The sequence below is a fragment of the Streptomyces cyaneochromogenes genome, from assembly GCF_003963535.1.
Classification (GTDB): domain Bacteria; phylum Actinomycetota; class Actinomycetes; order Streptomycetales; family Streptomycetaceae; genus Streptomyces; species Streptomyces shaanxiensis.
In genome coordinates this window covers 4,512,465-4,524,300 of sequence record NZ_CP034539.1, presented here as the reverse complement: position 1 = coordinate 4,524,300, position 11,836 = coordinate 4,512,465, and the positions used below count along the sequence as shown (strand labels likewise).

Below are 11,836 nucleotides of genomic sequence, written 5' to 3'. Positions count from 1 at the left end.
GGTCCACTACCCTGGACTCGGCAGTACAGCATGATGAACAAGCCGCGCCAAGCCCCTGGAACGCCCGTGAGTACCCCTGACGCCGCCGCCACGCCCACACCGGCCCACACCCGGGCGGCCGCCCCGTCCGAGCCGACGGGCGGTGCCCCGCGCCGGTGGGACGCGCTCGGTCCCGTGGGCCTGGTGCTGGCCGGCGGGATCTCGGTGCAGTTCGGCGGCGCCCTGGCGGTGAGCCTGATGCCGCGCGCCGGTGCGCTCGGCGTGGTGGCGCTGCGGCTGCTGGTGGCGGCGGTCGTCCTGCTGCTGGTCTGCCGGCCCCGGCTGCGCGGTCACTCCCGTACCGACTGGGGCACGGTGATCGTCTTCGGCGTCACCATGGCCGCGATGAACGGCCTCTTCTACCAGTCGGTCGCCCGTATCCCGCTGGGCCCGGCGGTCACCCTGGAGGTGCTCGGCCCGCTCGCGCTCTCCGTCCTGACCTCGCGCCGCCTGGTCAACGTCGTCTGGGCCGGACTCGCCCTCGCCGGGGTCTTCCTCCTCGGCGGCGGAGGCTTCGAGAGTCTCGACCCCATAGGTGTCGCATTTGCCCTGGCGGCCGGCGCCATGTGGGCGGCCTACATAGTCTTCAGCGCCCGCACCGGCCGACGCTTCCCGCAGGCCGACGGGCTGGCGCTCGCGATGGCCGTGGGCGCCGTACTGTTCCTGCCGCTCGGCATCGCCGAATCGGGCGCGAAGCTCATCGACCCGGTGACCCTCGGGCTCGGCGCGGCCGTGGCGATCCTCTCCTCGGTGCTCCCCTACACCCTCGAACTCCTCGCCCTGCGCCGCATGCCCGCCCCCACCTTCGCGATCCTGATGAGCCTGGAGCCGGCCGTCGCCGGAGCCGCCGGCTTCCTCCTCCTCGACCAGGCCCTGTCCACCGCCCAGGCCGTCGCCATCGCCCTCGTCATCGCGGCGAGCATGGGAGCGGTGCGGACGCAGGTGGGGCGGGGGAAGGCGACGGAGCCGGGGGCCGGTAGCTGACCGTTCTGTACGGGGTGAGGTGGAGTGGGGCCGGAGTCGGCGGCTGCCTACGGCCAGGCCCAGGACTGCGCCCTGGCGGACGCCGTGGAGTACGGCTCCCTCTGGCAGGCCACCCCCGACCCTCTGCGAGCGTGGCGCGCGTCGCCCCCCGAGTCGCCGTAGCCATGGGCTGAAGCCGCTCATCGCCCCTGCGCAAATCAATGCAAGCATGCTTGATTGTTTCTGCTCCCGCTGTCATGCTCCTCACCACGCTGCACCACCCCGCACCACCCCGCACACCGCCGTGCCCCAGGGAGCGCACAGTGTCCGATCCGACGCCCGTCTTCGATGATCTGCGCGCGGAGAGTGAGGAACTCGACCGGCTCGTCGCGGAGTTGAGCCCCGAGCGGTGGGGGCTCCCCACACCCGCCCCGGGCTGGACCGTCGCCCACCAGATCGCCCACCTCGCCTGGACGGACCGCTCGGCGCTGCTGGCGGTGACCGACGTGGACGGGTTCCACACGCTGGTGGAGAAGGCGCTGGTGTCGCCGGGGTCGTTCGTCGACGAGGGTGCGGAGGAGGGGGCCGCGCTGCCGCCCGCCGAGCTGCTGGCGCGGTGGCGGGAAGGGCGGGCCGCCCTGGACACGGCACTGCGCGAGGCGCCGCAGGGCGTCCGGTTCCCCTGGTACGGCCCACCCATGTCCGCCGCCTCCATGGCAACGGCCCGACTCATGGAGACCTGGGCCCACGGTCTGGACATCGCCGACGCCCTGGGTGTGGTGCGCACACCCACCGACCGGCTCAGGCATGTGGTGTGGATCGGGGTACGGACCCGGGACTTCGCCTTCGGCGTGCACGGACTCCCCGTACCTCTCGACGACTTCCGCATCGAACTCGTCGCGCCGTCCGGTGAGTTGTGGGCCTACGGCCCCGAAGACGCCCCACAGCGCGTGAGCGGCCCGGCGCTCGACTTCTGCCTGCTCGTCACCCAGCGCGCCCACCGCTCCGACCTCGCCCTGCGCGCCGAGGGCCCCGACGCGGACCGCTGGTTCGACATCGCCCAGGTCTTCGCGGGCCCGCCCGGCCAGGGCCGCACGCCGAAGGGAGCCGCGCGGTGACGCCCGCCGCCCGCCCGCTGCGGATCGGCAACGCCTCCGGCTTCTACGGCGACCGCTTCGACGCCATGCGCGAGATGCTCACCGGCGGCGAACTGGACGTCCTCACCGGCGACTACCTCGCCGAGCTCACCATGCTGATCCTCGGCCGCGACCGCCTCAAGGACCCCCGCGCCGGATACGCCCGCACCTTCCTGCGGCAACTGGAGGAATGCCTCGGGCTCGCACACGAGCGGGGCGTCCGGATCGTCGCCAACGCGGGCGGCCTCAACCCGGCCGGACTGGCGGACGCCGTACGGCAGCTGGCGGACCGGCTCGGCATCCCCGTCCGCGTCGCCCATGTCGAGGGCGACGACCTCCACAGCCGGTATCCGGACAGCCTCGCCGCCCACGCCTACCTCGGCGGCTTCGGGATCGCCGCCTGTCTGCGCGAGGGCGCGGACATCGTCGTCACCGGCCGGGTGACGGACGCGGCCCTGGTCACCGGGCCCGCCGCCGCCCACTTCGGGTGGGGGTCGGGCGACCACGACCGGCTCGCGGGCGCCGTCGTCGCCGGACATGTGCTGGAGTGCGGGGCCCAGGCGACCGGCGGCAACTACGCCTTCTTCCACGAGTTCCGCGAGAGCGGCGGCGACCTGCGCCACCCCGGCTTCCCGCTCGCCGAACTCCACGAGGACGGCACCTGCGTCATCACCAAGCACCCCGGGACCGGCGGTCTGGTCGACGTCGGCACGGTGACGGCCCAGCTGCTGTACGAGACGGCGGGCGCCCGGTACGCGGGCCCGGACGTCACCGCCCGCCTGGACACCGTACGGCTCACCCAGGACGGCCCCGATCGCGTCCGCGTCGAGGGCGTACGGGGCGAGGCCCCGCCCCCGACCCTCAAGGTCGGCGTCAACCGCCTGGGCGGCTTCCGCAACGAGGTCGCCTTCGTGCTCACCGGCCTCGACATCGAGGCCAAGGCGTCCTTGGTGCGGGAGCAGATGACGGACGCGCTCTCCAAGTCACTGCCCGCCGAAGTCCGTTGGGACCTTGTGCGCACCGACCGCCCCGACGCCCCGACCGAGGAGACGGCGAGCGCGCTGCTGCGGCTCGTCGTGCGCGACCGGGACCAGGAGACCGTCGGGCGGTCCCTGAGCGGGGCCGCAGTAGAGCTGGCCCTCGCCAGTTACCCCGGCTTCCATGTGCTGGCGCCACCTGGGAAGGGCTCGCCCTATGGGGTCTTCGAGGATGTGTACGTCCCCCATGGTGCCGTCGACCATGTGGCCGTCCTCCACGACGGACGCCGGATCACCGTGCCGCCGGCCCCCGACACCGCCGTATTCGACGACGTCCCGCAGCCACCCGCACCGGACCCGCAGCCGCCCCTACCGGACCCGCAGCCACCCGGCCCCACCCGGCACGCTCCCCTCGGTCTCGTCGCAGGTGCCCGCAGCGGCGACAAGGGCGGGAACGCCAACGTCGGGGTCTGGGTACGGACGGACGAGGCCTATCGCTGGCTCGCGCACGAGCTCACGGTCGACCGATTCAGGCAGCTGATCCCCGAGAGCGGACAGCTGAAGGTCACCCGGCACCCCCTCCCCGCCCTCCGCGCCCTCAACTTCGTCGTCGAAGGCGTCCTCGGTGAGGGAGTCGCCGCCCAGCACCGCTTCGACCCGCAGGCCAAGGCCCTCGGCGAATGGCTGCGCAGCCGCCACCTCGACATCCCGGAGACGCTCCTGTGACCGTCCTCGCCTCCTCCCTGGACACGAAGAGCCCCGAACACGCGGCCAACCGCGAGGCCATGCTCGCCAAGCTCGCCGACCTGGACGCCGAGCACGCCAAGGCGCTCGCCGGCGGCGGGGAGAAGTACGTCCAGCGCCACCGAAAGCGCGGCAAGCTGCTCGCCCGTGAGCGCATCGAGCTGCTCCTCGACCCCGACACGCCGTTCCTGGAGCTGTCCCCGCTGGCCGCCTGGGGCAGCGACTACACGGTCGGCGCGTCCCTGGTCACCGGTATCGGGGTCGTCGAGGGCGTGGAGTGCCTGATCACCGCCAACGACCCGACCGTGCGCGGGGGAGCGAGCAATCCCTGGTCGCTGAAGAAGGCCCTGCGCGCGAACGACATCGCGCTGGCCAACCGGCTGCCCTGCGTCAACCTCGTCGAGTCGGGCGGCGCCGACCTCCCCTCCCAGAAGGAGATCTTCATCCCCGGAGGCGCCATCTTCCGGGACCTGACGCGGCTGTCGGCGGCCGGGATCCCCACCGTCGCGGTCGTCTTCGGCAACTCGACGGCCGGCGGCGCGTACGTGCCCGGCATGTCCGACCACGTGATCATGGTCAAGGAGCGCGCCAAGGTGTTCCTCGGCGGACCGCCCCTGGTGAAGATGGCGACCGGCGAGGAGAGCGACGACGAGTCGCTGGGCGGCGCGGAGATGCACGCGCGCGTGTCGGGTCTCGCGGACTACTTCGCCGTCGACGAACCGGACGCGCTGCGGCAGGCACGCCGCGTGGTCGCCCGTCTCAATCACCGCAAGGCGTACGGCGATCCGGGCCCCGCCGAACCCCCCAAGTACGACGCGGACGAGCTGCTGGGGATCGTGCCGGGCGATCTGCGCACCCCCTTCGACCCGCGCGAGGTCATCGCCCGGATCGTCGACGCCTCCGACTTCGACGAGTTCAAGCCGATGTACGGCACGAGCCTGACCACCGGCTGGGCGGCCCTGCACGGCTATCCGATCGGCGTGCTGGCGAACGCCCGAGGCGTCCTCTTCAGCGAGGAGTCCCAGAAGGCCGCCCAGTTCATCCAGCTCGCCAACCAGCGCGACATCCCCCTGCTGTTCCTGCACAACACCACCGGCTACATGGTCGGCAAGGAGTACGAGCAGGGCGGCATCATCAAGCACGGCGCAATGATGATCAACGCGGTGAGCAACAGCCGCGTGCCCCATCTCTCCGTCCTCATGGGCGCGTCGTACGGCGCCGGCCACTACGGCATGTGCGGCCGCGCCTACGACCCCCGCTTCCTGTTCGCCTGGCCCAGCGCCAAGTCGGCCGTCATGGGCCCCCAGCAGCTCGCCGGCGTGCTCTCGATCGTGGCCCGGCAGTCGGCGGCCGCGAAGGGGCAGCCGTACGACGAAGAGGGCGACGCGGCGCTGCGGGCGATGGTGGAGCAGCAGATCGAGTCCGAGTCCCTGCCGATGTTCCTGTCCGGGCGGCTGTACGACGACGGGGTCATCGACCCGCGCGACACCCGCACGGTCCTCGGCATGTGTCTGTCCGCCATCCACACGGCGTCGTACGAGGGCGCGCGCGGTGGCTTCGGCGTCTTCCGGATGTGAGGAACCACCAGTGATCACTTCTGTGCTCGTGGCCAACCGGGGCGAGATCGCCTGCCGCGTCTTCCGCACCTGCCGTGAGTTGGGAATCCGGACGGTCGCCGTGTACTCGGACGCCGACGCGAACGCCCTCCACGCGCGCGTGGCCGACGCGGCGGTACGGCTGCCGGGAGCGGCGCCCACCGCCACGTATCTGGACGGCGACCTGATCGTGAAGGCGGCCGTGGCCTCCGGCGCGGACGCCGTGCACCCCGGCTACGGCTTCCTCTCCGAGAACGCCGACTTCGCGCGCGCCGTCCTCGACGCGGGTCTCGTCTGGATCGGTCCGCCCCCGGAGGCGATCGAGGCGATGGCGTCCAAGACGCGGGCGAAGGAGCTGATGGGGCTGTCCCCCCTGGGCGAGGTCACCGAGGCCGACCTTCCGGTCCTGGTGAAGGCGGCCGCGGGCGGCGGAGGGCGCGGGATGCGGATCGTACGCCGCGTCGAGGAGCTGACCGCCGCCCTGGAGAGCGCGCGCACCGAGGCCGCGAGCGCCTTCGGCGACGGCGAGGTCTTCGTCGAGCCGTACGTCGAGAACGGCCGCCACGTCGAGGTGCAGATCCTCGCCGACACCCACGGCACGGTCTGGGCCCTCGGCACCCGGGACTGCTCCCTGCAGCGCCGCCACCAGAAGGTGATCGAGGAGTCCCCGGCGCCCGGACTCCCCGAGCGGCTCACGGACGAGCTGCACGCGCTCGCCGTACGGGCCGCCCGCGCCGTCGACTACGTCGGCGCCGGCACGGTCGAGTTCCTGGTGGCCGGCGACACCGCGCACTTCCTGGAGATGAACACCCGCCTCCAGGTCGAACACCCCGTCACGGAGGCGGTCTTCGGCCTCGACCTGGTCGCGGAACAGATCCGCGTCGCCGAAGGCCACGCCCTCGCCGACACCCCGCCACACGCGCGTGGCCACGCCGTCGAGGCCCGCCTGTACGCCGAGGACCCCGGCCGCGACTGGGCCCCGCAGACCGGCACACTGCACCGCTTCGCCGTACCCGAGAGCGTCCGGCTGGACACCGGCTTCACCGACGGCGACGACATCGGCGTCCACTACGACCCGATGCTCGCCAAACTCGTCGCGCACGCCCCCACGCGCGCGGAGGCGGTCCGCAGGCTCGCCGGCGCCCTGGAACAGGCCACGATCCACGGCCCCCTCACCAACCGTGACCTCCTGGTCCGCTCCCTGCGCCACGACGAGTTCACGTCCGCCCGCATGGACACGGGCTTCTACGACCGCCACCTCCCCGACCTCACCGAGCCGGCCCCCGACCCCTACGCCCCCCTCGCCGCGGCCCTCGCCGACACCCACGGCCGCTCCCGCTTCGGCGGCTGGCGCAACGTGCCGTCCCAGCCGCAGACCAAGCGCTACGAGGTGACCGGCGAGGAGATCGAGGTCCGATACCGCCACACCCGTGCGGGCCTGGAGGCCGACGGAGTGCGCGTCGTACACGCCGACGCCGCCCTGGTCGTACTCGAAGTGGACGGCGTACGCAGGAACTTCGACGTCGCCCGGTACGGCGACGAGATCTACGTCAACGCCACCCGCCTCACCGCCCTGCCCCGCTTCCCCGACCCGACGGCCCAGCACGCACCGGGCTCCCTCCTGGCCCCCATGCCGGGCACGGTCGTCCGCGTCGCCGACGGCCTGACGGAGGGGACGGCCGTGGAGGCCGGACAGCCCCTGCTGTGGCTGGAGGCGATGAAGATGGAGCACAAGATCACAGCACCGGCCACAGGAACGCTGAGCGCGTTGCATGCGCTACCTGGCCAGCAGGTGACGGTCGGCTCATTGCTGGCGGTGGTGCAAGAAACCTAGGGGCGCGGGACTGCATCAATATGCGGCTACCGCCGCGTGAGCGCGACCAGCCACCCACAACCCGCACCCGGGAGGAGTCTCATGCCCACCACTCTCGAATCCGAGGAACACAAGGTCCTACGAGCCGCCGTAGCGGCCCTCGGCAAACGCCACGGCCGCACCTACGACCGAGAAGCACTCTGGTCCGAAGCAGCCAAGCTCGGCTACCTCGGCGTCAACCTGCCGGAGGCATACGGCGGTGGAGGCGGCGGCATCGCCGAACTCTCCATCGTCCTCGAAGAACTCGGCGCCGCAGGCTGCCCCCTGCTCATGATGGTCGTGTCACCCGCCATCTGCGGCACAGTGATCGCCCGCTTCGGCACCGACGCCCAGAAACAGCACTGGCTCCCCGGCCTCGCCGACGGCACCCGCACCATGGCCTTCGGCATCACCGAGCCCGACGCCGGCTCCAACAGCCACCGCATCACCACCACGGCCCGCCGCGACCCGGACACCGGAGACTGGCTGCTCACCGGCCGCAAGGTCTTCATCTCCGGCGTCGACATAGCCGACGCCACCCTCATAGTCGGCCGCACCGCAGACGCCCGCACCGGCCACCTCAAGCCCTGCCTGTTCATCGTCCCGCGCGACGCCGAAGGCTTCACCCGCCGCCAGATCGACATGGAACTCAACGCGGCCGAGAAGCAGTTCGAGCTGACCCTCGACGACATACGACTGCCCGCCGACGCCCTGGTCGGCGACGAGGACGCCGGCCTCCTCCAGCTCTTCGCCGGACTCAACCCCGAACGCATCATGACCGCCGCGTTCGCGATCGGCATGGGCCGCCACGCCCTCGCCCGCGCCGTCGAGTACGCGCGCGACCGCACCGTCTGGAAGGCCCCCATCGGCGCCCACCAGGCCATCGCGCACCCTCTGGCGCAGGCGCACATCGACCTGGAACTGGCCCGCCTGATGATGCAGAAAGCGGCCCACCTCTACGACGCCGGGGACGACGTCGGCGCGGGCGAGGCAGCCAACATGGCCAAGTACGCGGCAGGGGAGGCCTGCGTGAAGGCCGTCGACCAGGCCGTGCACACCCTCGGCGGCAACGGCCTCACGCGCGAATTCGGGCTCGCCTCGTTGATAACCGCGGCGCGCGTGTCTCGTATTGCTCCGGTGAGCCGGGAGATGATTCTCAACTACGTCTCCCACCAGACCCTGGGCCTGCCCAAGTCGTACTGACGGGCACCCGTCCGGCACCTGTCCGGCACCGTGTCGCGAGGAGGAACCGTGTTCCGCAGCGAGTACGCAGACGTCCCGGCCGTAGAACTCCCCATCCACGAGGCGGTACTGGGCCGGGCCGCCGAGTTCGGCGACGCACCCGCGCTCGTCGACGGCACGGACGGCACCACCCTCACCTACGACCAACTCGACCGCTTCCACCGGCGCACAGCCGCCGCCCTCGCCGAGGCGGGCGTGCACAAGGGCGACGTCCTCGCCCTGCACAGCCCCAACACGGTCGCCTTCCCCACGGCGTTCTACGCCGCCACGCGCGCGGGTGCCTCCGTCACGACCGTGCACCCGCTCGCCACGCCCGAGGAGTTCGCCAAACAGCTGAAGGACTCCGAGGCCCGCTGGATCGTCACCGTCTCGCCGCTGCTGGAGACGGCACGCCGCGCCGCCGAACTCGCCGGCGGCGTCCGCGAGATCTTCGTCTGCGACAGCGCGCCGGGACACCGCTCGCTCATCGACATGCTGGCGTCCGCCGCCCCCGAACCGCAGATCGACATCGACCCCGTGACGGACATCGCGGCCCTGCCGTACTCCTCGGGCACCACCGGCATCCCCAAGGGCGTGATGCTCACCCACCGCCAGATCGCCACCAACCTCGCCCAGCTCGAACCCACCATCCCGGCAGGCCCCGGCGACCGCATCCTCGCCGTGCTGCCCTTCTTCCACATCTACGGCCTCACAGCGCTGATGAACGCACCCCTGAGGCTGGGCGCGACAGTCGTCGTCCTGCCCCGCTTCGACCTGCAGACCTTCCTCACGGCGATCCAGAACCATCGCATCACCGGCCTGTACGTGGCCCCGCCGATCGTCCTGGCCCTCGCCAAACACCCGCTCGTCGAGCGGTACGACCTGTCATCCCTGAAATACATCATCAGCGCCGCCGCGCCCCTGGACGCGAGCCTCGCGGCCGCCTGCTCGCAGCGACTCGGACTGCCGCCCGTCGGCCAGGCGTACGGCATGACGGAACTGTCCCCCGGCACCCATGTCGTCCCGCTGGCCGCGATGCACGACGCCCCCGCCGGAACCGTCGGCAGGCTCATAGCCGGCACCGAGATGCGCATCGTCGCCCTCGACGACCCCGACAAGGACCTCGGCGTCGGCGAGTCCGGCGAGATCCTCATCCGCGGCCCCCAGATCATGAAGGGCTACCTCGGCCGCCCCGACGCCACCGCCGCGATGATCGACACCGACGGCTGGCTGCACACCGGCGACGTCGGCCATGTCGACGACGGCGGCTGGCTGTTCGTCGTGGACCGCGTCAAGGAACTCATCAAGTACAAGGGCTTCCAGGTGGCCCCCGCCGAACTCGAAGCCCTCCTGCTCACCCACCCCGCCATCGCGGACGCGGCGGTGATCGGCGTCTACAACGACGACGGCAACGAAGTCCCCCACGCGTACGTGGTCCGTCAGTCCACCGCCACCGACCTCTCCGAAGGAGAGGTCATGATGTACGTCGCCGAACGCGTCGCCCCCTACAAGCGCGTCCGCCAGGTCACCTTCATCGACGGCGTCCCCCGGGCCGCCTCCGGCAAGATCCTGCGCCGCGAACTGCGGGCACCCAAGGAGGCCACGTGACACTGATCGGCCGCACACGCGCGCGTGGCGTCGAGACCCTCACCCTCGACTCCCCGCACAACCGCAACGCCCTCTCGGCAGCGCTCGTCGGCGAGCTGACCGACGCGCTGACGGACTGCGCAAAGGACACCGACGTACGCGCGATCGTCCTCACCCACACCGGCAACACCTTCTGCGCGGGCGCCGACCTGCGCGACCCCCCGCCCCCGGAGGGCATGGTCGCGCTGCTCCGCCAGATCGTTGAGCTGCCCAAACCCGTCGTGGCCCGGGTCACCGGCCACGTACGCGCGGGCGGCCTCGGCCTGCTCGCCGCCTGCGACATCTCGGCGGCCTCACCCCAGGCCACCTTCGCCTTCACGGAGGTCCACATAGGCGTGGCCCCCGCGGTGATCTCCCTCCCGCTCCTGCCCCGCACCGACCCCCGCGCCCTGGCCCGCTACTACCTCACCGGCGAACGCCTCACCGCGCCCGAAGCAGCCCGCATCGGCCTGCTGACGACACAGGGCGAGGACGTCGACGAGGCACTCTCCCCCATCCTCGACGGCCTCCGCAGAGCAGCCCCCCAGGCCCTGGCCGAGACGAAGGCGCTGCTCACGGCTAAGGTGCTGGAAACCTTCGACCGGGACGCGGCCGACCTGACCGCACTCTCGGCCCGGCTGTTCTCCTCTCCGCAGGCCCGCGAGGGGATGACGGCCTTCCTCGAAAGACGGGATCCCGCATGGGTGGTGTGAGCACAGTCGGCGACCGCGTGGACCGTACGGACCGCGTGCCCAAACAGGACCGCAGCCGCGTCACCCGGCAGCGGCTCCTGGAAGCCGCCGTGGCCTGCCTCGCCGAACACGGCTGGGCGGGCTCCACCGTCTCCGTCGTCGCCGAGCGCGCCGGCGTCTCCCGCGGCGCCGCCCAGCACCACTTCCCGACCCGCGAGGACCTCTTCACGGCGGCCGTCGAGTACGTCGCCGAGGAACGCTCCACGGCACTGCGGGACCTGTTCCCCGACGGCGCCGCCGGGGACCGCCACGCGGTGGTCTCGGCGCTGGTCGACCTCTACACCGGCCCCCTGTTCCGCGCGGCCCTGCACCTGTGGGTGGCCGCCTCGAACGAGGAGCAGCTGCGCCCCCGCGTGACGGAACTGGAGGCCCGCGTGGGCCGCGAGACCCACCGCATCGCGGTGGACCTGCTGGGCGCGGACGAGACCAGGCCGGGCGTACGGGAGACGGTCCAGGGCCTCCTCGACATGGCCCGGGGCCTGGGCCTGGCGAACCTGCTCACGGACGACACCACCCGCCGCGAGCGCGTGGTGGCGCAGTGGGCGGGGCTGCTGGAGGAGACGCTGGGCTGAGGGCGTTGTCGGTGGCGGGGGCTACGGTTTCGGCATGGGGGACCACTTCCGAACGATCGTCGACCTCGACGCGAGCCCCCAGCAGGCACCGCGCCTCGCGCAGCGTGTGGTCGAGTCGCTCGTCGCCGGGGCATCTTGCTCCCAGAGCCGACGCCGCACCGCGTGCACGCGCAGCCGTCCGGCCGTATGCCGGGCCCGAACTGGCACCGCGGTGGCACCGGAAGGTGCCCGCTCCGAACCGGGCGACGGCCTCGCGATATACGCCGAGCGCACTGTTTCCACAAGCGTGGCCAAGGCGGGTTGGACCACGCCCGCTGCCCGCGCTGCGCGACCACCATCCCCCTCCGGGACGACGGCGG

The 11,836-nt window shown here is 72.0% G+C and carries 10 protein-coding genes; all 10 read left to right on the top strand.

Going from position 1 to position 11,836, the window contains the following annotated elements; all coding sequences use genetic code 11:
* Positions 1-66: 66 nt before the first annotated feature.
* The 10 genes from EJ357_RS20260 (at position 67) to EJ357_RS20220 (ending at position 11,477) form a co-directional block, all read left to right on the top strand.
* Positions 67-1,023, top strand: coding sequence for an EamA family transporter (locus EJ357_RS20260; RefSeq protein ID WP_407698500.1), 957 nt, complete (start codon positions 67-69; stop codon positions 1,021-1,023).
* A 24-nt stretch (positions 1,024-1,047) separates the two neighbouring features.
* On the top strand, positions 1,048-1,185 hold the full coding sequence (locus tag EJ357_RS48350; RefSeq protein WP_175647452.1) for a hypothetical protein: 138 nt from the start codon (positions 1,048-1,050) through the stop codon (positions 1,183-1,185).
* A gap of 140 nt (positions 1,186-1,325) precedes the next feature.
* Positions 1,326-2,120: a TIGR03084 family metal-binding protein gene (locus tag EJ357_RS20255; protein ID WP_126393020.1), complete on the top strand. Its 795-nt coding sequence runs from the start codon at positions 1,326-1,328 to the stop codon at positions 2,118-2,120.
* Positions 2,117-3,841, top strand: coding sequence for an acyclic terpene utilization AtuA family protein (locus EJ357_RS20250; protein WP_126393019.1), 1,725 nt, complete (start codon positions 2,117-2,119; stop codon positions 3,839-3,841). The genes EJ357_RS20255 and EJ357_RS20250 overlap by 4 nt, the downstream gene beginning before the upstream one ends.
* A complete protein-coding gene (locus tag EJ357_RS20245) occupies positions 3,838-5,436 on the top strand; it encodes an acyl-CoA carboxylase subunit beta (protein ID WP_126393018.1) in 1,599 nt (532 codons plus the stop codon). The genes EJ357_RS20250 and EJ357_RS20245 overlap by 4 nt, the downstream gene beginning before the upstream one ends.
* Positions 5,437-5,446: 10 nt before the next feature.
* Positions 5,447-7,288: an acetyl/propionyl/methylcrotonyl-CoA carboxylase subunit alpha gene (locus EJ357_RS20240; RefSeq protein WP_126393017.1), complete on the top strand. Its 1,842-nt coding sequence runs from the start codon at positions 5,447-5,449 to the stop codon at positions 7,286-7,288.
* A gap of 81 nt (positions 7,289-7,369) precedes the next feature.
* Positions 7,370-8,509, top strand: coding sequence for an acyl-CoA dehydrogenase family protein (locus EJ357_RS20235; protein ID WP_126393016.1), 1,140 nt, complete (start codon positions 7,370-7,372; stop codon positions 8,507-8,509).
* A 48-nt stretch (positions 8,510-8,557) separates the two neighbouring features.
* Positions 8,558-10,135 (top strand): 4-coumarate--CoA ligase family protein, encoded by a 1,578-nt coding sequence (locus EJ357_RS20230; protein WP_126393015.1) that lies wholly within the window; start codon positions 8,558-8,560, stop codon positions 10,133-10,135.
* Positions 10,132-10,866 carry an enoyl-CoA hydratase family protein gene (locus EJ357_RS20225; RefSeq protein ID WP_126393014.1) on the top strand — a complete coding sequence of 245 codons (735 nt, stop codon included), beginning with the start codon at positions 10,132-10,134 and terminating at the stop codon, positions 10,864-10,866. The genes EJ357_RS20230 and EJ357_RS20225 overlap by 4 nt, the downstream gene beginning before the upstream one ends.
* Positions 10,854-11,477: a TetR/AcrR family transcriptional regulator gene (locus EJ357_RS20220; RefSeq protein ID WP_126393013.1), complete on the top strand. Its 624-nt coding sequence runs from the start codon at positions 10,854-10,856 to the stop codon at positions 11,475-11,477. The genes EJ357_RS20225 and EJ357_RS20220 overlap by 13 nt, the downstream gene beginning before the upstream one ends.
* The last annotated feature ends 359 nt before the right edge of the window (positions 11,478-11,836 follow it).